The sequence below is a fragment of the Pseudomyxococcus flavus genome (assembly GCF_050038885.1).
Taxonomy (GTDB): domain Bacteria; phylum Myxococcota; class Myxococcia; order Myxococcales; family Myxococcaceae; genus Myxococcus; species Myxococcus flavus.
Genome location: NZ_CP143624.1, coordinates 179,707 through 200,110, shown reverse-complemented (window position 1 = coordinate 200,110; position 20,404 = coordinate 179,707). Strand labels below are relative to the sequence as shown.

At 66.5% G+C, this 20,404-nt stretch carries 9 protein-coding genes; all 9 read left to right on the top strand.

The annotated features are described in order from the left end of the window. Nucleotides 1-304: 304 nt before the first annotated feature. The 9 genes from VZL07_RS00795 to VZL07_RS00755 all read left to right on the top strand — a co-directional run bounded on the left by VZL07_RS00795 (nucleotide 305) and on the right by VZL07_RS00755 (nucleotide 20,368). A complete protein-coding gene (locus VZL07_RS00795; RefSeq protein ID WP_426753392.1) occupies nucleotides 305-856 on the top strand; it encodes a winged helix-turn-helix domain-containing protein in 552 nt (183 codons plus the stop codon). Further along, on the top strand, nucleotides 754-1,350 hold the full coding sequence (locus tag VZL07_RS00790) for a transposase (protein WP_426753391.1): 597 nt from the start codon (nucleotides 754-756) through the stop codon (nucleotides 1,348-1,350). The genes VZL07_RS00795 and VZL07_RS00790 overlap by 103 nt, the downstream gene beginning before the upstream one ends. Nucleotides 1,351-1,641: 291 nt before the next feature. Then, nucleotides 1,642-7,584 carry an AAA family ATPase gene (locus VZL07_RS00785; protein ID WP_426753390.1) on the top strand — a complete coding sequence of 1,981 codons (5,943 nt, stop codon included), beginning with the start codon at nucleotides 1,642-1,644 and terminating at the stop codon, nucleotides 7,582-7,584. Further along, nucleotides 7,581-8,840, top strand: a complete 1,260-nt coding sequence (locus tag VZL07_RS00780) for a hypothetical protein (RefSeq protein WP_426753389.1) — start codon at nucleotides 7,581-7,583, stop codon at nucleotides 8,838-8,840. Before VZL07_RS00785 ends, VZL07_RS00780 begins: the two co-directional genes overlap by 4 nt. A gap of 231 nt (nucleotides 8,841-9,071) precedes the next feature. After that, nucleotides 9,072-10,121: a trypsin-like peptidase domain-containing protein gene (locus VZL07_RS00775; RefSeq protein WP_426753388.1), complete on the top strand. Its 1,050-nt coding sequence runs from the start codon at nucleotides 9,072-9,074 to the stop codon at nucleotides 10,119-10,121. After that, on the top strand, nucleotides 10,118-11,548 hold the full coding sequence (locus VZL07_RS00770) for an effector-associated domain EAD1-containing protein (RefSeq protein WP_426753387.1): 1,431 nt from the start codon (nucleotides 10,118-10,120) through the stop codon (nucleotides 11,546-11,548). Before VZL07_RS00775 ends, VZL07_RS00770 begins: the two co-directional genes overlap by 4 nt. Nucleotides 11,549-11,559: 11 nt before the next feature. Next, complete coding sequence (locus tag VZL07_RS00765; protein ID WP_426753386.1) at nucleotides 11,560-12,567, top strand: AAA family ATPase; 1,008 nt, start codon at nucleotides 11,560-11,562, stop codon at nucleotides 12,565-12,567. After that, entirely contained in the window at nucleotides 12,564-17,102 is a 4,539-nt protein-coding gene (locus VZL07_RS00760; RefSeq protein WP_426753385.1) for an SAV_2336 N-terminal domain-related protein, read from the top strand. Before VZL07_RS00765 ends, VZL07_RS00760 begins: the two co-directional genes overlap by 4 nt. 899 nt (nucleotides 17,103-18,001) lie before the next feature. Then, a complete protein-coding gene (locus VZL07_RS00755) occupies nucleotides 18,002-20,368 on the top strand; it encodes a hypothetical protein (protein ID WP_426753384.1) in 2,367 nt (788 codons plus the stop codon). Nucleotides 20,369-20,404 lie beyond the last annotated feature (36 nt).

Sequence of the window (20,404 nt, the reverse complement as noted above, 5' to 3'; positions counted from 1 at the left end):
CTCTCTCGTGGCGCGCGCAGGCTACGTGGTGGGGCTCCAGAGTGCATGGTCAATCCAGCCCTGTTCGGGCGTCCTGGCGCCCTTGCGCGAGGCCCCGGGAAGTACCGGATGCGGGGCTGTGGGTACATGTGAGCATCCACGTGGGTTCAGGGCGTCGGGAGGTGGACACACGGTGGGCTTCCACGAGCCGCGAGAGCGCGGCCCGCCCCGATGTTCCCATTGAGGGAGCCAGAGCGTTCCTCTAACCCCCTTCAGGGAAGTCGGGTAAGGGTCTGAGGGGTTACGTCATGGAGGGGTGGTGTCCATGGCGTGGCAGCCAAAGCACTGGACGGCCCAGCAGCTTGAGGAGCGGCGGCTTGCGGCCGGACGACTCCTGCGACGGGGGCACCTGTCGCAGGCGGAGGTGGCGCGCCGTGTGGGTGTCAGCGAGGCCTCCGTCAGCCGCTGGGCGCGGCGACTGCATGAGGCAGGCGGCAGTACCCGCGGGTTGAAGGCGAGGCCGCGCACGGGCCGGCCGTCGAAGTTGAGCTCGGGGGAATGGCGGCAGGTGGCGGGGCTGGTACGAGCAGGGGCGCGCACCTGCGGTTTCCCTACTGAGCGCTGGACGCTCACGCGAGTGGCGCACCTCATCCACCGCACGTTCGGAGTGCGCTACCATCCCAATTACCTGGCCGAGCGCCTTCATCGGCTGGGTTTGAGTCCGCAGCAGCCCCGCACGCGGGCCAAGGAGCGTGACGATGCGTTGGTGGAAGCATGGCTGAAGCGCGACTGGCCCCGTATCAAAAGGGGGCTCGAAGAAGCGGGCGGGCCATTGCCTTCGTGGACGAGACGGGTAGTTCGTTTCGGGCCCGCGTAGCGTTTACCTGGGCGCCCGTCGGGCACCCGCCTACCTTGCGCCGTCGTGACAAGCGGCGCGAAGTCTCCAGCATCGTCGCCCTCGTTGCCCCGTACGGCCGCGGGCCGGCGCGCCTGTATTCGCGCCACCGGGAGGGAAGTTTCACCAGCCAGGACATCATCGCTGCCCTGCGCTACTTCCGCAGGCAGGTGGGCCGTCCTCTCACCATCGTGTGGGACGGCCTCAACCAGCACCACAGTGCCGAGACGCTCGACTTCGTCGCCCGCCACCCCGAGGACTTCCGCCTTGAGCGGCTGCCAGGCTATGCGCCAGACCTCAATCCCGAGGAGGGCTGCAACGGCGTGGTGAAGGCCGAACTGCGCAATGCCACGCCCGACTCTGTCGCCGAGCTGCGCGCCCAGGCACGCGCTTCATTCGTGCGCCTGGGCCACCGCCACGACGTTCTCGCCGCCTTCTTCCTTCACGCGGGTCTGCGCCTTACCGGACTTCCCTGAAGCAGGTTAGCGTCAGGTTGTTGGCTTGAGGAGGACGTCTTGAGTGAGGGGCACAAGAGGACGAAAGGGCTGGATGGAATGGCGGGGCTCAGGGAGTTCCTGAAGAGTTCTTCGCTCGCCAGCGTCGTTCTGGAGTCCGCCATCACGCATGGCTATGCGCCCGGAAACAAGAAGGCCGCACATTTTCGGGATCATGTCTGGCAGTTCATGAAGCGCTGGCGCCTGCCCCTGGGCGGCGCGCGGGATGCTCATGGCATCAGGCCCGCGATCGTACGGAGGAGCACGGCGCCGTTGCGTGAAGCGGTCCAGAACATGCCGCACTTCGGACTGCTGGCCTCGGAGATCTGGTTCAATCACAACGAGAAGTTGCTCGAGCAGGCGCGGAAGCTGGCGCAGGAGCGGGGGATGGCCACACTCCAGCTCCCGCAGGAGGGCAAGAGCGGCGAGCAGGACACCACGGGCGGCGGGTCTCCGTGCACGAGCACGCATGAAGCGGCCAGCCAGTGGCCTGCAGACTGGAAGCCCGAGCAGCTCCAGTCGCTCTCCGAGGAGCTCGCCTCGAGCACGGGCGTGCCGGTGGAGCAGGCGAAGCTGATGCTGTTCCTGCTGTGCGGCAGGCCGAAGGCAGCCAGCACGTCCCAGGTGACAACGCCGGAGCTCCACGAGGCCGGGCTGCCAGGGGTGAAGCCTCAGGACTCGTCGGAGGAGTCGTCGCTCGAAGCGTCCAGGACGGTCGAGCCGCCAGTGGGGAAGGGAGAGGGAGCGGTCATATCCACCCAGGCCCCCAGCGAGCAGGAGGCTGCCATTCACGAAGGCACCGCCCGGGGCGATCTCTTCACGCGGTTCCTCGCCGAGCTGAAGGCGCTTCCAGCCGATGCCCCCGAGTGGGAGCGCCTGGAGTCCTTCCTCGCGGAGTGCGGCGAGTTGGCTCGCGTACGGAAGGAGAGCCAACGGGCTCGGCGCCAACTGGGCGAGGCCCTGGCGAAGCTGGCGGCGCCCGAGGTGCAAGAGGTCCTCTCCGAGCTTCCGTACCTCTCGGGTCACGACGCTTGGACGGCTGACGCAGTACGGGAGGCGGGTGCGGATGCCGCCGCCGGGCAGATCGTGGAATTGCTGGAGTTGCTGAAGAAGGAGGCCGCTCTCCGCAAGCTGCCGCCGCCGAAGAACAAGGAGGAGCGGCGCGAGCGGGCAAAGCAGTCCGAGGAGGCCCTGGAGAGGATCGAGCAGATCCATGCGGCGCTCGCCGCGACGTTCGGCCAGCCCTCTACGGTGGCGGAGGAGCCTCCGGCGTCCGGCCCGCCGAGGCTTGAGGGGGAATCCTCCCCAATCCAGGAGGAGCCTCCCGTCGAGGCCTCCGAGCCCGAACCGTTGCCAGAGGCCCTCACGCCTCCCCTGTCCTCGTCGCGGGAGGCCGCACTTCCAGTGGAGCTGGCACCCTCCGTGCCCGCGGCACAGTCGGTGGTGGTTCCACCGGTCACGGAGCCCGAGCCGCTCGCGGCTCCCCCGCCGCCCAGGAACCACCTCGTTGTCGGTCCTCCCGCCCCGCCACCTCCCGAGACCGACGGGCTCGTGGCGCCTCGGGTCATCGAGCCATCGAGCCCGGTGGTCGAGGAGCCTCCGCGTACCCAGGTCCCGGTGCGGCCGGTGGAACTGGTGACTCCTCCCAAGCGGGTGCTGAAGGCGATGAGTCGCCAGGAGGCGGCGCGGGCCCTCCTGAACAAGTCCCTCCCCGAAGCGCGCGACGCCTTCTTCTTCTCGCTCGTCTCCGAGGGAGACATCGCCGCCGCGTACTGGCTCGCCCGGGCCATCGAGGCTCAGACGGAGTTGTCCCCCATTCCTTCCTGGTTGCTGGCCGCGCTCGCGGGCTCCGAGCGACTCCAACTGGACTCGGTGGCGTTGACCTCGGGCCTGCTGAACATCACCTCTTCGCACGCGGCACCGAAGGATGCCGTCCTTCAGCCGCTGGCCGTGGCCGCGGCCCTTCCCTCCGTCATCCGCTCCCCCGGCAGCGGGCTGATGAACTGGCTCGATACCCCCGAGGACTTCCCGGAGCTGCGCGATATCGTCGAGCCCCTGAGTGCGTTCGCCCTCTACGGGGTGGCGCTGCCCGCGAACAGCCAGACCATGCTCCGCAACCGCGCGGAGCGCTCCGCCCGGATCCAGGCGGCCATTGCCGCCGCCCGCGGCTGGAGGGAGGAGATCAACGGCAAGCGCACGTCCTACATCCCGGCCAAGCAGGTCCTGGACCACATACTCCGGGAGGGCGGGGAGCTGGCGAACCTCGTCAAGGCCGCGGAGCAGGACGACCGCGACCGGCTCGAGGAGGTGAGCGCTGGCCTCGCCTTATGGCGCAACCAGTCCTATGTCGAGGGCGTGGTCAACGAGGTCCGGCGCAAGAAGAGCGGCAACAAGGATCCGATCGAGGGCTCCGCCAAGGCGTGGATCTTCGCGCGCATCGAGGATCTCTGCACCCTGGTGGCGAACTGGCACGAGCTGGCCAGCCTGGATGAACGGCTGGGAGAGGACTCCGACTGGATCACCCAGCAGCTCGAGGAGTTGAGGAAGAAGATCTCCAAAGTGCTCCCTTCGGCCCTTCACGGTCTGGAGGTGCACCGGACCCGGGAGGATTCCGCACTGGCGAACGCCGTGAGCGCGGTGCTGCGCAGGGCGCTGCTGTCGGTGGCGGAGATGTTGAGCTGCGCTCCCCCTGGCGAGGGGCTGCGGACGCCTCCGGACGTGGCACTGCGAGAGCGGTTGCTCGACGCGGATGGAGGCCTCGACAGCTTGCTGGAGCGGCGGTTGATCACGCTCCCGGGCGTCCACCTCCCGGAGGACAGGGAGGGCTGGTCGGATGGGCTGAAGGCTCTTTTCGAGGAGCTTCCTCGCGAAATCCTCTCGGGAGGTGGGGTGGAGGAGTGCATCGCGGGGTGGATCTCCCGCCGCAACTTCCGCTTCGTTCCGCGGCTGCTCCAGCTCGTGGAGGATCCCGCGCGCCGCAAGACGTTCGAGGAGCAGATGCGGCTGGAGCAGGACTCGGCGCGCCGGGCGCTGAAGCAGCGCATCGAGCGGGCCCGGGCGGACATCGAGCAGGCGGTGGTGGATGGCTTCATTGGCGACGAGCGCTCGGACCTGACAGGACGCCTCGATGGCATCCCGGTGGACTCCACCCGTGAGTTCAATGGCCCGGAGCGCGTCCTGGATGACATCTCCCGGGCCTTGGACACGGCGCGCAGCCGGGGTCTCCAGTCCCAGCGCGAGCAATGGGCGCAGCTCCGGCCCCGGCTGGCCGAGACGAGCTGGAGCCCCGAGCAGCGGGAGTTGGCGGCCCAGCGGATCGAAGAGGTGCTCGATGCTCGGGAGCACCGTAGCGCGGACGAGCTGCTCGCTCGGCTGGAAGACTCCCTGGAGAACAACAAGGAGTTCGACGAGGCGCTCTTCGCCGCTCCCCGCAAGGAGACGCGGTACCTGGAGGAATTCATCCGGGTGCTGCCGCGCATGGAGCAGGAGTTGATGCGCGTGCGGGGCAGGGACGCGCCCAAGCGAGTCCAGGAGCTGCTCGCGGCCACCGAGGAGCGGGTGGAGGGGCATCGGGATCTGCGTGTCCTCCATGAGGACTGGCAGGCCCTCATCAGTGCGCGCAATCACCCCGATGCCGTTCGCAAGTTGCTGGTGAAGGTGCTGCGCCAGCTCGGCTTCCAAGTCGAGGGGGAATCATTGGAGGCCGTCTCCCTGGTGCGCAGCGATCCGCATCCGCTGTTCCAGGTGAAGGCGAGCAGCCGGCGGCTCAGCCCGGTGCCGCACTTCGGCAGCCGCGTGGAGCTGCGGCTGCGGGTGATGTGCATCTGGGTCCAGGAGGGGAAGGAGGTGCTCACCTCCGCCATCCCGCATCTGCGCGCGGAAGGGGAGGGGACGGTCGTTCTCTACCTCGATCGGCTCGGGCTGGCCCGCAGGCGGCAGCTCAGCACGCTGTGCCGCCAGAACAGCGCCGCGGCCCTCGTCATCGACGAGTGGCTGCTGCTCTACCTCGCCAGCCTGCACGAGGGGGATGAGCGGCTGCGCGGCCTCTTCGAATGCGCTTTGCCCTTCACGGCCAGCAACCCCTACACCCAGCGCGCGGGCACGGTACCGCCCGAGATGTTCTTCGGGCGGGAGGAGATGGCCCGGGAGTTGGCCAGCTTCAACGGAACCTGCCTGGTCTACGGCGGGCGTCAGCTGGGCAAGTCCGCCCTCTTGGAGCAGGTCCAGCGCCGCTTCATCGAGGATGACCCCTCCCGCCACTTCGCCATCCGCCTCGACATCAAGGACGTGGGAGACCCGGCCACGGACCAGATGCCCGAGCAGCTCTGGCCTCGCATCCGCGAGGAGCTCAAGCGGGTCCGCTTCCTGGCCGCGCAGGTGTCCACGGACAAGCCGGACGACCTGGTGCGCCGCATCGGCGAGAGCCTGGGCGGTGAGAAGGGTCGCAAGCTGCTCATCCTCTTGGACGAGGCCGACCACTTCCTCGACGCCGACGTGAAGCGCGGGTTCGAGCAGGTCAAACGGCTCCGGGACTTGATGACCCAACACCCGGGACTGTGCAAGGTGGTGCTCGCGGGTCTCCACAACGTGCAGCGGTTCCAGGGCATCGCCAACCAGCCGCTGGCGCACTTCGGAAGGGCCTTGCTCGTCGGCCCGCTCGACGCGAAGGACGCCGACGCGCTGGTGCGCCGCCCGCTGGAAGCGCTCGGCTGCCGACTTCCTGTGGAGGAGAAGAACGGGAGTGTCCTGCGCGTCCTCAGTTACACCAACTACCACCCGGGCCTCATCCAGCTGTTCTGCCAGGAACTGGTCACCATGCTCCAGCGTCGCACCGACCCGCAGCAGCAGCCTCCGTACCTGCTGCGCGAGGCGGACGTGGAGGCGGTCTACCGGCGGCAGGATACGCGGCAGCTCATCCGCGAGCGCTTCGAGTGGACGCTGGCCCTCGATACCCGCTACCAGGCCGTCGTCTGGAGCCTCATCGCCCATCAGGCGGAGGGGCGGGACGGCTACAGCCGAACCTTCTCCACGGGCGACATCCTCTCGCAGGTGAGGGGCTTCTGGCGTAAGGGCTTCGAGGAGGTGGAGTCCGACCAGATGCGCGGTCTGCTGGACGAGATGGTGGGCCTGGGCGTGCTGGTGCGCAACGGGCAGGGCGAGTACCGCTTGCGCAGCCCCAACGTCGTCCGGCTGCTCGGCAGCATCAACGACATCTGGAACAAGCTCATCGAGTTGGAGAAGAAGGAAAAGCCGGTGGCGCTCGATGAGGACAATCACCATTTCCGTCTGGGGAACGATCAACCTCCGCGCTACAGCCCGCTGTCCTACGCGCAGGAGCGGACGTTGTCCGAGCCACGCTCGAGCGTGGCCATGGTGCTGGGCTGCGAGGCCACCCACCTGAAGTATCTGCCCGAGGCGCTGCGGCGGTGGCTCCGCCCCGAGAAGCCGAGCCACGGGCTGCTCCAGGACATCCCGAAGAACATCCAGAAACCGGGTCAGCTCAACGATTGGCTGAAGCAGACCTGCCTCGAACACCGCACCACGGAGCGGTTGCTGTTGTTGAGGGAACTCTCCGCCTCCGAGGCTCGGGATGGCTCGCTGGTGGACGAGGCGGTTGCCTTCTGTGCGTCCCATCAACAGCGCAAGCAATGGGTCCGGGTGATCTTCGTGGTGCGCCCGCTGGCGGGGTGGGAGTGGACGTCGGTCGCCGTTCCCAAGCGGCCGGAGCGCGAGCAGGTGCTCCTGCTGCCGCTGCGGCGGTGGATGCGTCCGGCCTTGATGGTGCGCCTCTTCGAAGAGGCCGACATCCGGACCGCGGACGAGGAGTTCCGGCGGCGGGTGCTGGAGGTGACGACGGGAGGCTGGCCCTGTCTGCTGAGCCACTTCGCCCAGGAGTGCCGTAAGCCCCAGAACGAGCGCAAGGTGGCCGATGAGATGGAACGCGAGTTGCGTCCGGGAGGTCCGCGGGCCAGCACCTTCTGGAAGGCGCTCGAGTTGGAGGGTCTGCCGCGCATCGTGGACATCCTCCGGAACATTCACACGTATTCGGGGGTGACGCTCTCCACGGCCCTGGAGGCGGTTCTGGAGGGCGATGTCAGCGCCCTGGAGGGGCGCGTCGAACTGCTGCTGAAGTACCTCCTGCGGCTGGGGTGTCTGGAGAGCCGCGGAGAGATGTTGTGCGTCGAGCGCCGGGTGGCGGAGGCCCTGCCGGAATGAGCGTGCCCTCTCTGGACGAGGCGGTCGCGCAGCTTCCTTCCTTCCGGAGCTTCGCCGATGCCGTGGCACGCGACGCTCTCGGTGGGCGCCACGCCCTCCTGCTCACGGGTGGAGCGGTGGAGGAGTCGTACCTGCGCTCGGGGTTGGAGGCGGCGCTGCTGCGAAACCAGGGCCCCTCCTTGCGGCTTGTCTTCCTGTTGGACTGTGGGGTGGGCGAAGCGCCGGTGTCCTTCCTGGCGCGCGTGACGGGACTGTCCGAGGAGCAACTCCATCCAAAGCTCAAGTCGGAGGCGGCGGGAGACGACTTCCAGCCGGTGTACGAGGTCTTCCTGCTGGAAGGGCTGGAGCGCCTGCCCCCGGCGCGGGCCGAGCCCTGGCTGGAGTTCTTCCGGCTGACCGCGAAATACGGCGGCTCGGCCTCGCATGTCTTCGTTCTGCCCCTGCGCAGGCTGCCCCGGGCCCTGGCGGGGATGACTTCCGACACACGGCTGGCGCTCTACTGGTGGTGGCGTCGGCTGTCCGTGCTGGACATGCGGCTGGTGTGCAGGCTGGGAGAGCAAGCTCCGGCGAGTTCCCCGGAGACGGTGTGGCGCGAGGCCGTGCTTCCTCACCTGGTGGTGGGGGACCTGAGCCTGGCGACGCACCTGTGGGACACCGTCCTGCAATCGGAGGAGGTGCTCATGAGCGCCCTGCAGGAACATGGGCGGCAGCGCGGGCTGGAGGCGGCGTCGCTCCGGGAGGCCATCCGGCGGCGAGGGCGCCCCGGGCGCGACGCGGGCCAGGAGGGGCCTCCGCCCGCAGCCTGGCTCCCCCTCTGGGAGATGGGGGCCGCCCAGTGCAGCGTGGAGCATGGCCCGGAGTTGACAGTGCTCGCGCTGGCCATGCTGGAGGACGTGAGCGGGCTGCGGAGCCGGATGTGGCGGGGGCAGGCGGAGTTGTTGCTCCCGCTGTTGACGCGGCTGCGGATGGCCATCTGCCAGGTGCTGACGGACAAGCATGGGCGGGGGTGGCCCCTTCGCTACGGGAAGGCGTGGATGGACGAGGAGCAGCAGCGCCTCGCGGCGGAGGATCCGCTCTCCACCGAGTTCGGCCCCCTGGAGCTCATCCTGAAGCGGACCGAGGTGGGCGGTCAGCGGTTCCAGTCCATCGCCCAGGCCTTGCGGCTGATGCGCAACCTGCTCGCGCACAACATGGCCGTGTCCTTCGGGGACTTCAAGGACCTGTGGCAGATGCGAGAGGAACTGAACCTCGCCTGATGACCCCGGCGCGGGTGGCGTCGTGCCGACGACGCCCACCACGGGCGCAGGTGCCCACTGCCACCCCCACGAGGACCGCTTCTCGAGGACGCTCCGGGCCCTTGCTCCAGCCTCCTTCTTCGCGGTCCCGCCGCAAGCGCTGACGCGCCGCGTGCGCACCATTCCTTCCGCTGGACGAATGCGCCGTAAAGCGCGAGAACCGTCGTGCCGTTTCCCCGCCGTGAGGAGCCCATGAAATTCACCAACGCGCAATACGATGAACTGCACAAGGCGCTGCTCAGCGCCTTTCCGACGCGTGGTGACCTCGAGTCGATGCTCTTTCTCAGGGTGGGCAAGCACCTGGATCAGGTGGCGCTGGGTGACGATCTGGGACAGATCGTCACCCGGCTCATCCGCGGTGCGGAGGCGCAGAACTGGCACCTCCAACTCATCATGGGGGCGTACGAGAAGAATCCGAAAAACCCCTTGCTGGCCCGGTTCTACGAGCGCTTCTTCTTCCTGCCCTCGGGTGCGGATCCGGTCCGTTCCGTGGAGCGCATCGTCCGGAGCAAGAACCCGTTCTTCGACGTCGGGCAGTTCATCCAGCGGGCGCGATGCGTGTGCCGGATCGAGTCCGGTGGGAGTCCCCTCGGCACGGGCTTCCTCATCGGGCCCGATGTGGTGCTCACGAATCATCATGTGATCCGCGACTTGGACGAGAGGCGTGTTGCCGGAGCGCGGATCTCCGTGGTCTTCGACTATCAGAGCCTGGGGGACGGGCGCGCGGTCGGCCCCGGTAAGGCCTACCGCTTGGCGGAGCCCTGGCTCCTGGTCTCGGCGCCCGCGAGTCCTCTGGATGAGGTGCCAGAACCAAAGGGAGGTGTTCCGGAGCTGGAGCACCTGGACTTCGCTCTGCTCCGGGTCGATGGGCGCCCGGGGCGGGAGCCGGTCCCTGGAGGGGAGCGGGGGTGGATTTCGCTGCCCGAGCACCCGCCAGAGTTCGTTCCGGGTGCGCCGCTGTGCATCCTCCAACACCCGGGAGGGCGGCCCCTGCAGTTCGCCCTCGATCCGGAGGCCATCGTTGGCTTGAACGAGAACGAGACGCGCTTGAGGTACACCACCAACACCCTGCCCGGGTCGTCCGGCTCGCCGTGCTTCGACTTCTCGTGGGACCTCATCGCCCTGCACCACAGCGGCGATCCCGCCCTTGCACCAACGTACAACGAGGGCATCCCCATCCACACCCTGCGCAAGTACCTCGTCGAGAGGGGATTCGGCGCGCTCGTTGGAGTGGTGGCATGACGTTGAGGCCGGATCAGAGGGCGCATCTGCAGACGGCCCTGCTGAAGGCTTTTCCGGAGCATGGCGACCTGAACGGGCTGTCCCTCCTGGTGTTTGGCTGTCCGCTCGATCAGGTGGCCATGGGAGATGATCTCACCCAGATTGCGCTGAGGGTCATCATGCGGGCCGAGTCCCATGGCCAGGTTGAGGCGCTGGTTCGAGGTGCCCTGACGTTGCGCGCCGACGCCACCCAACTGAAGGCCTTCGCCGACATCCACCTGGATAACGTCTTCTCCGAGCAGGAGCAGCAGGCCTTTGTGGACGCAGCACGAGGGGGTGGCTTCACGAACGAGGTGCTTCAGTCGTACTTCCGCCGGAGCTGGCCTGCCCGCGGCCCCGGTGCGGTGCCGGTGGAGCACGGCGGAAATCTTCTTCCCCAGCTCGTGAAGGAACTGGGAGATGCGCCCACGCAGACCGACGGGAGCACGCCGCTGCTCCACTTCGCGGCGCTGCTCCAGCTCCAGGCGCGGGGAACGGCCGCAGCCTCAAAGCTGAAGAAGTGGCTCGTGGAGGCTTCGGCCCAGCGCGGAGTGGATGTGGAGGCCCTGCTCCGGCAGGTGAACCAGCATTCGGCGGAGCAGGAGGGCTCCCTGTTTCTGTTGCTGCGACTTGAGAAGGCACCCGAGGGCCGGTGCACGGTTCAGGCCTGGCTCTCCCAGGGGGAGCAGGGCGCCATGGTGTCCATTCACGCCGATGATGAACCTCGGGACTTGAGCAGTGTGGGCGCGCTGCTCAACGAGTTCCTGGGACGCATCTCCGGCGACCTGGAGGCGTCGGACGGTCGGCTCATCATAGAGGTCATGCTCCCGCAGGAGCTTCTCTGCTATACCGTGGAGCGATGGGAGCTGGAGCAGGGCAGGCACAAGCCTCTCTGTGGCCGTAAGTACCCGGTAGTCGTGCGCTCGTGGGAGAGGGCGTACGATCCGCGGCTCTCCATCCAGGTTCGCCCGGACTGGACGCGGAAGTGGAAGGACTTCCAGGAGCAGCCTCCCGCTGGGCTTCCGAGGGCTGTTATCTGGGAGCCAGACCCGGCCGAGGCGGGGGCGCTGTTCGACCGGCTCATCGAAGCCGGGGTGGTATGTCTGGCGCTGATGCATCCACAAGAGGGCAGCGCCGCGACCAGTGAGGAACTCTCCGCTTGTATCGACTCGGGAACCCCGATTGCCCTCTGGGGCCGGAAGTGGCCCGCGGGGCTCGTGGAGTCCCGGGTGCAGGTCCAGCGGTTGCTGGCGGACCTTCGACAGCTGCCCGCGAGGGTGCGCGACATGCGGGCCAGGGCACATGAGGAGGCGCACGTGGGACATTCCCTCGTCCTCCTCTGGGACAACCCGAACCGGCTGCCACCGGACGCGCTTCGGACCAGGCGGCTCGTGCTGCCCTCGACCTGATGGAGGAGGCGATGAAGGACTGGTGGATTTTTCGTGGTGAGTTCGATGAGAAAGGGAAGCGGATCGAACGGCTTCCCAAGCCTCCGGAATGGCGCCGCTACGCGGGGACCCCCATCGAGCGTCAGGGGCTCAAGGAGGAGGCGGATCCGCGCTACCTCTCGGATGATCACGAGCGGGAGGTGGTGAACGCGGCGCTCTATCTCCGCCGGCCTCTGCTCATCACGGGCAAGCCCGGGACTGGTAAGTCCTCCCTGTCCCACGCGGTGGCCCACGAACTGCGCCTCGGGGAGCTACTCGTCTGGCCCATCAACACCCGCTCCACGCTGCTCGAGGGGCTCTACCGCTATGACGCCATCGGGCGTCTTCAGGCGGCTTCGCTTCATGAGGCCCGTAGGAGAGAGAAGGAGCTACCCGAGGAGATGGCTCCCCAGGCCCAGAACATCGGTTCCTTCCTGCAGCTCGGGCCGCTGGGCACCGCGCTGCTCCCCTCCCTGCGTCCGCGCGTGTTGCTCATCGACGAGATCGACAAGAGTGACATCGACCTGCCGAATGATCTTCTGCACGTGCTCGAAAAGGGGATGTTCGAGATTCCGGAACTGGCCCGTGTATCGAAGGGAGACGAGCCCATCTATGTCCGGACGCATGACGGGGGGACCGTGCCTATCCGCCGGGGACAGGTGGCGTGTCGTGAGTTCCCCCTGGTGGTACTGACGAGCAACGGAGAGCGCGAGTTCCCACCCGCGTTCCTGCGCCGGTGCCTGCGCCTGGAGTTGGAGCCTCCCACGGAAAAGAAGCTGGAGCAGATCGTGGAGTACCACTTCGGTGAACAGTTCGTTCAGCGGGCCCAGCCGATCATCCGCGACTTCCTCAAGCGGCGTACCACCGCGGAGCTCGCCACCGACCAGTTGCTCAATGCCGTCTACCTCGTCATGAACCCGGAGCGTCCCATCTCCGAGTCGGATCTGGAGGCGTTGAAGGAGTCCCTCTTCCAGAACCTGGCGGGCGCGGGGAACCCATGATCGACCGGCTCCTGGCATGTCTGCGGAGCGTGGACCTGCGGCCCACTCCCGAGGAATTGGCGGAGGCGCTCTGGCTGGCCCAGTACCTCCCCGCCGCCGCTCGGCCGGAGGAGCCCGCAGGTCCATTGCCCCGGCAGACGGAGCCGGAGCCCACGCCGGGCCGGGAGCCGCCCCCCTCTTCCGAGCAGAAGCCCGAGGAGACCCGCCCCACGCCGCCCCCTGGCGCTTCCCAGCCGCTGGAGGGGGCGAAGCTCGTCCCTCCCGCGCTCCCCGGGGAGAGTGGCGAGGCCGTGGTGCAGAGAAGCCTGGTGCGGGTTCCCGCCGCGGCCGCGCTTCCACATGCCCTGAAGCTCGGCCATGCCTTCCGGCCCCTGCGCCGGCGTGTTGCGTCGCGCACACGCGTCGTGCTCGATGAGTCCGCGACCGTGTATCAGATCGCAGAGACGTGGGGACGGCTCTGGAGCCCGGTCTTCGCTCCCGCGTCGACGCGCTGGATGGAGCTGGCGTTGGTGGTGGATGGCAGCCCGTCGATGGCCATCTGGGCCCAGACGATCTCCGAGTTGGAGCGGCTGCTGGAGCGGCTGGGCGCCTTCCGCGACATCCGGCGGTGGACGCTGGATACGGTGGATCCCCGCGAAGTCCGCTTGCACGCGGGGCACGCGGCGCCCGTGACGCGGACGGCGCGGCCGCTTCGGGAGCTGATGGATCCGACGGGGCGCCGGTTGGTGCTCGTGGTGAGCGATTGCATCGCCCCGGCCTGGAACACAGGGGCCGTGATGCGGGCGCTCTCGGTGTGGGGTCGGGCGGGGCCTGTCGCCCTCGTGCAGGTGCTTCCGCAGCGGCTATGGGTGAGGACAGGCCTGGGCTTGGCGGTCCGTGCGCCCCTGCGCGCGCGGAGCCGGGGATCCGCCAACGTGCATCTGGAGCCGGAACTCCAGGGCCGGAGCCGGTATGGGCTGCCCAGGCAGGGGCTCCCCATGCCTGTCTTTCCCCTGGATCCCCCCTCCATCGCCGAGTGGGCGCGCATGCTCGCGGGAGGGGGCATGACTTCCGCTGGGCTGGTGTTACCCCCGTCCCCATGGATTCCGTTGGAGGACACGGAAGGGGAGGCTGCCCCGGTCGATCCGGTCAGGCTCATTCAGGACTTTCAGGGGACCGCATCGCCCCTCGCGCAGGAACTGGCCAGCATCCTGTCCGCGGCCCCTCTCTACCTGCCCGCGATGCGGGTCGTCCAACGGGCGATGCTGCCCGAGGCACGGCAGGTCCATCTGGCGGAAGTGCTGCTGGGCGGGTTGCTGAAGGAAGTGAAGAGGGACGCGCGGCCTTCGTGGGCCAACGAGGCCTTGTACGAGTTCCTCCCGGGCGTCCGCCCGCGGTTGCTCGATTCCCTCAAGCGAGGCAGCGCGCTGGATGTGTTGCGCCAGGTCTCCGACTTCCTGGGAGTCCGGTTCGGAAAGGGCCGGGACTTCGCCGCAGCGTTAGTGGCTCCAGACGGAGACATCCAGCTCGAAGCGAGCGAGGCGGATGATGCCTTCGCGATGGTTGCCACCACCGTGCTGCGTCGGCTTGGGGGCCGGTACGCGAGGATCGCGGAGCAGCTCCAGTCCAGGGCTCCAGGGTTTGTACCAGGACCACGAGAGGAAGTTCGTCAGGAGTCAACGCCTGCTGCGAGCGAGGTCCCTGCTCCTCTGCGCGAGGAGGAGCGGATCCGGCAGGCGTGTGCACTCGTGAATGCGGGCGCGGTCGTGGGGAACGCCTACCTCGTCGAGCCCAGACGCTTCATCAGCTCCGCAGCCGTCTTCCGCGAGGTAGGTACAGGGGGGCGCGCCCAGGTCCGTTCCATTCGTGGATTGCACGAGGCCACGGTGCTCGGCATGGACCTGCGGAGCGAATGCGCGGTGGTGGAGCTCGATGAGGCCCTGGAAGGAATCACGCCTCTGGAGCTGGCGGAAGAGACGACAGTCGGCGAGACGGTCCATGTGTACGGCTTCTCCTTGACGGGGTGGGATGAGTTGCATCCCTGGCAGGGCGCTGGGGCCTTGATGCATGTCCAACCCGGGAATGCTCTGGGCGGAGACTCCCTGGTATTGACCCTGGCGGACAGGTCCTCCGCCAGGGAAGTCGTGGCCGGGATGCCCGTGCTGGCAGGAGGAACGGTCGTGGGTCACGTTTCGCCGCTTGCCTGGGAGGGGGCGACCGGCTCCATGCGAGGGATGTGCTCCGCACGGCAGGTCCGGAGGCTGCTGTCTCCCGGAGAATGGACGCCTCGAGGACAGCGGGTGCTCGTGGTGGGGACGGGAGATGCCGACCTGCTCACGCCCGAGATCGTCTGGGTCAGTCAGGCGCTCGGGCAGAAGCTGGCACGTGAAGGCTATGGTCTGATCGGCGGTGGCTGGCCCGGTGTGGATGAGCAGGTGGGGAGGGCTTATCTGGCCGCTCTGCGCCTTATCGGGACGAAGCCTGAGGAACTGTTCCTCCAGGTGGTGGCGCCAGGGGTCCTGCCGACATTGAGGGAGGGAGTCTTCCAACGAACGACCTCACCAGAGAACGTGGAGGCTGCGATTCTCGAGGCGGATGCCGTGGTTCTCATTGGAGGCGCGGAATTCACCCGGCAGGTCTACGAGCGGGCCCGCGCGGAGCGAAAACCTGTCTTCCCCATCCCGGGTCTTGGAGGGACCTCCGACAACGTCTACAAGCTTCTCCTCAGGAGATGGGACAAGAGCTCCTTTGGAGGGCTCTCGCTCCGGGAAATGGAAGCGCTGAACCTTCGCTGCGGATCTCGCGAGGATGCGTCCGAACTGATGGATAGACTCACGACGCTCATGGTGCGCTCGCTGGCCGCGCCGCTCGATCGACCGTCCGGGTTCGCGAGGGACATGTTGGACCTGCTCCTCTCCACCGAGCCCCTCTTCCTCGAGCTGCGTGCAAGTAAGCGCCCGGGGCCCGCATGGATGACGTATGTCAGGGATTTGGTGAGGAGCATAGGGGGCGCCGAGTCGGATGTCATGGGGACGCTCTTGGAACGTCTGGGGTATCTCGTGACTTCGAGTGGTACCGACCCGACCGCGCAACGGAACGACGCCATCGCCAGACTGAGGAGGGGACTTCCGGATTCGGGGTCATGGCTTCTCAAGGAGTTCCTCACCCTTGCTCGGATCGGGGAGCGCGGTGAGCTCAAGTGGCGCCTCATGGCACAATTGGCGCCGCTGGTGCTCGAAAGACGCGAGGAAGGCCTTGTCACGATCGCTTCAGCCCTCAAGGAGACGAAGGCTTCGGGTCCTGACGTATATGTCGAGGCAATCCTTCACGCCGTGGAGAACCAGTTCAAGACGTCCTCGGAGTTCCGAGACTGGTTGTTCGATGTGTTGGGAAAGGACGCCTGGCTGCGCTACCCGGTACCGAGCACGGCTTCACTGATCCGGCTATCCAAGGATTATTTGCTGAGCCAGGAGGATGACGCCGCGGAACGTGCGCTGGCGGAACTCCGGGAAGAGATCCGCCAGATAAGCCCACCGAGTCGGTCCTCTCGTCTGCCCGAGTGGTTGGACGGTTCGGACGCATCCAATCATCTTCTGGCGTACCTTCTGATGCAGATCCAACCGGATGACGCGATCTTTGATCTGCTGGCACGACACCTCACAGCCGCACTCTCGACTCGCGGGCCGGCTGTCAATCCGCGACTGCTCGGAGTCTTGATCACCACGTTGATGGTGGTGGTCGAGGCAACCTTCATTTCCGAACGCGAGCGGCGCGAATTGGGCGAGTCCGTCCGGCGGAGCCTCGATGAAGATCCAGAGCGCTGGCCTAGGTCTCGTGATGAGAGCCCCATGGGGCAGCTGCACATGCTGCAGGTGTTGTGTGGGGGGGGCTCGCGGCCCATGACGGGGCTCATGGCCGTCGGGCCCCGGATCGTGGTGATGGGGAAGGTCACGAAGCGCAGTCCGCGACGATTGACCCTCACCCCGGGAAAGGTGCAGAGCGGCCACGTCCGCTCGTGGAAGTCTTTTGTCGAGGAGTTCAAGGCCCTCGAATCGCACGAGCGATTCGTTGCTTTCGGTCAGGAAGCACACCTCGTGAAACGGGGCATGACCGCGAAGAGGGTAGGGGCGTGGCAGTTGTCCTTCGAGATCGCCGAGGCGATTCCAAGAACGACCTACATGAGCGGTGGGGAGCGGATTGCTGACTTCGTCGCGGGAACATTCTCCCGCGCCTTCGAGGCGGCCCGACTCTGGGAGCGGTTGGGAAGCGTGGCCTCTCAGCTCCCGGATTCACAGTCCTGGGCACTGATGCTCAACAACCTGCTGCGGCTCGAAGCAATCCGGCTCGCGGCACTGCCAGCCCATGCGTTGGACCTCCAATCCCGGAAGACCGCCTTGCGCTGCATCGAGCGGGTCTGGAACGTCGTCGCGCTCCGAAACGTCTCGGACCACATCTTCGAGGCGGGAATGGTGCTCGACATCCGAGGGTACGGTCCCTGGGCCGGGATCGTCCAACTGACCCGCGAGCAGCCACTGCCTCCGATGAAGCTTTCGTGAGGACAGCTTCAGCTCGGAGCAGTCCAACAGGCACTGGGGAGGGGGGCAGTTTTAGTATCGTAAGGGGGGCAAGAATTCCTGTCGCCTGACAGCGTCTTAACGATGTCGTGATCCTTGGCTCTCCAGATTGGGTAGTCGGTGACTTTCCGGTCGTGTCCCTATAAGTGTGTAGGAGGCCGGCTCCGAGTATTCGCAGAGCCGGCAAGGAGCGGGGAAGCTCCTCGGTGAACCCAACCACCGAAACCTCCCGGCCAGGGGAGGCCCAAGGAGTTCCCCGTGAAGAAGGCTACCGAGTTTGCCCCTCCCACCCAAGAGGAGGTGGGTGCGGACCTGCGCGCGCTGTTTCTCCAGGCCATCCACATGGGCTTGCCCCGATTTCGTGGCTCTCCCGCACTTCGTGTGGTTCCCCTCGGGTGAGCATGCAGACTCGGCAAGCTGCCAAACGAGTTGTTCGGACAGGGAATTCAAGATTCAAGACGGCCGTCGATAGACAGCGAATCGGCCTGCCCTCGGGGAACGAGCGACGGAGCAGTCATCCACGTGCCCTTCTTGCCGCGACACGCATCACGCAAAGTGCGTGAGAGCCACGGAATCGGGGCAAGCCCAAGTTGAGGAAGTTGGCCACAAAGGCTGGGCCATCAGGGACCGAAGGCAGCTTCGCGCATACGATGCGGACGCTTTCCATGGCGGAACTAGAGGATCTTGCCGAGCGCATCTGGAGGCTCTTCGCGGATATCTGCGATCCACTCGATATTGAGCGCCATTCGCGGGAACCCGCTCCTGCCGCGCCGAGGAATGCGCGAAAGAAGAAGTAGCTCGTCGCGCAGGCCGACGGGCCTCGCGGGGCTGCTACGGCAGGGGCTCCACCTGAATCCGATATAGATCTATCGGAGGTGGAGATGGAGATCAGCACGCCGGGTCGGAGCGCAATCGAGCAAGCATCAAGAGGAGCAGTCCCTGAGCGGGGGCCCCGCGTCGAACTCGATCAGGGGCTCCGACTTATCCGTGCCTTGTACCAGGACAAGGACGCTTTCCATCTTCTCGCCGTTACCGAGAAGGGCGCGGAGACCATCTACAGGCCCGAGATTCGCGAAAAGATGGCGCGATCGCGGACAGGGCGCATGTATCGGTTGGCGTACACGGGTTGGAGGACCCCGGGCACCAGGTTCTTCAACCGCTTCGATGCCCACATCCGGAGCTTCATCGCCAAGTGGAACGAGGACGAGAAGTTCCAGGTGGCCATGTCGGTGGGCGTGTTCGAGCCCGGCCAGCCGAAGGATGCGCAGTTCTGCGTGGGACTGTCGGCCCTGGCGATTGACATAGACCCCAAGGATTTCGAACGGCGCGTTCCCGGCGCGCAGGTTCCCGAGCAGGTCATCCCCGAGGTGCTGCGTCGGCTTGACGTACATGGCCTTGCACCGCACGCGATCGTTCACAGCGGAAGAGGGCTACATGTGTACCTACTCCTCGATCGGCACGTGCTCAGGTCGAACGGCGACCGGGCGGAGGCCAAAGAGGTTTGGTGGCGCCTCGGCCATTTGCTCGGCGGGCTGGATCGGCACGATCTCTCGTCGATGATGCGCGTGCCCGGAACCATCAACTGGAAGGGAGGTAACCCCAAGCCCGTGCGCTTCATCGAGGAGTTCACGGACCTGAACCGCTCTCGGTACAACTTCAAGAGCGTGGCGGCGGCCCTGGAGGGCCTGCCGCCCATGCCACGGCTGCATGTGCGGCGCGGGGCTGCACGATCCACAGCACGAGGGGGACAACCAAGTGATGCCCGCTGGGCAGAGCCTTCTCCGCTCACGAGCGAGGAACAACAGATGCTGGACGTTGCCCTCGCGCTGGAGAAGCCCCTTGCTGACCTCCGCTCCGCGACTCGTGCCATGAACACGAAGGACCGCAGCAAGGCGGACTTCACGTACGCCTGTGCCCTGTTGGAGGCAGGGCTCCCCGAAAGCGTGATCGTCCATGAGCTTCATATCGTGCAGAAGGCCACCGAGCACGAGGACCCCGATTGGTACGTCGAGCATACGTTTCAAAGCGCGATGGATCGTGTTTGGCCCGCTGGTTCACGAGGGGAAACAGCCGCTTGGAGCGTGTTCCCAAGCTCCAGGGATGCGCTCTATACACCTGTGAGTAGCCCTCTTCTCTCCTCCTGGGGGACCTTGGCGGCGCCAACCGCCCCAAAGGTCAAGATCGTCCTCGCGCGTGCAGGAGATGGCAAGACGCGCTCGCTCGTCGAGGATCTGGCGCGCAGCCGCTGGATGGCTGGGGATCGTACCGCCCTCGTCGGCCTCTTCGTCCGCGAGCTGCTGCGCCACGAGTACGCCATCAACACCCTCTTTCCCTACGGCTTCTCGTACACGGGAGACGGAGAGATGGTGGTCGAGAGCGCTGATGGTCTTCCTCGTACCCACCAGGAACTCTTCGCGTTACTACCTGCGGAAGTGAAGCGGTACTGGTCCATCGAGAAGCTGCGCGAGCGGGTGCAGGATCCGAGCGCCTTCTACGTCAACTGCCGACACCCTCGCGCCCTCGATGAGCGACTTCAATATGAGGAGCAACCAGATGGCACCTGGAACCTGCCGTCCTGGGTATCTTCCTGGGAATCTGATGCGCCTGAGCTGTACCTGCCGACGGCCGTGGTGGAGTTCCGAGGCCGAGCGGACCTCTGTCTTATGGGACTCAGCGCCGAGGTCTTGGCGAGGCCAATGCCTCCGTGTTCCTCTACCTGTCCCATGACGGCTTGTAGGTCCAACAGCCGAACGAGCGACTCCGAACGAGGCGCCAAGACGTTCTGGCCGGAGATCGCGATCCCTCTATTGTCGCACCGCGCGTACAGCACTCAGGCTCTCTTCAAGCCCGAGGCGAACGAATACAAGCAGGTCGTATTCGATGAACTCCCCGCGTTCGTTTACCGATGCCCGAAGCTGTCGGTGAGGCCCATCGGAGGACGGAAGGGTCGCACTCTTTGGCAGGTGGAACCGCTGGACACCGTGGAAAGCGTCTTCACGGTCCTGGCCGAGAACTTGGGAGTGGTCGAGCGCGCCAAGGTGGCGGAGGCAGATCTCGATCGACTCCCCAGCATCCTGGAGCAGCTCGCCAGGGTTAGGACGAACCTTGTGATGCTGGCCAACAAGCGACGCCGGTTCGTGAAGGAGGGCAGGGCCGTGAGCTTCGAGCGGATGGCCGATACCCTGAGGTGGACCCCATCGGCTGGACCACTTTGGGGCAATCCATCTTTGCGCCTGAGCCGACGGTGAGAGTGTGTTGATACGTCGTCGTCGTGGTCGTGTCGA

Excerpts from the sequence above, each read along its gene's own strand:
- VZL07_RS00760 (WP_426753385.1), top strand. The coding sequence starts at position 12,564 with ATGATCGACCGGCTCCTGGCATGTCTGCGGAGCGTGGACCTGCGGCCC.
- VZL07_RS00770 (WP_426753387.1), top strand. The coding sequence starts at position 10,118 with ATGACGTTGAGGCCGGATCAGAGGGCGCATCTGCAGACGGCCCTGCTG.
- VZL07_RS00780 (WP_426753389.1), top strand. The coding sequence starts at position 7,581 with ATGAGCGTGCCCTCTCTGGACGAGGCGGTCGCGCAGCTTCCTTCCTTC.
- VZL07_RS00795 (WP_426753392.1), top strand. The coding sequence starts at position 305 with ATGGCGTGGCAGCCAAAGCACTGGACGGCCCAGCAGCTTGAGGAGCGG.
- VZL07_RS00765 (WP_426753386.1), top strand. The coding sequence starts at position 11,560 with ATGAAGGACTGGTGGATTTTTCGTGGTGAGTTCGATGAGAAAGGGAAG.
- VZL07_RS00790 (WP_426753391.1), top strand. The coding sequence starts at position 754 with ATGGCTGAAGCGCGACTGGCCCCGTATCAAAAGGGGGCTCGAAGAAGC.
- VZL07_RS00775 (WP_426753388.1), top strand. The coding sequence starts at position 9,072 with ATGAAATTCACCAACGCGCAATACGATGAACTGCACAAGGCGCTGCTC.
- VZL07_RS00755 (WP_426753384.1), top strand. The coding sequence starts at position 18,002 with ATGGAGATCAGCACGCCGGGTCGGAGCGCAATCGAGCAAGCATCAAGA.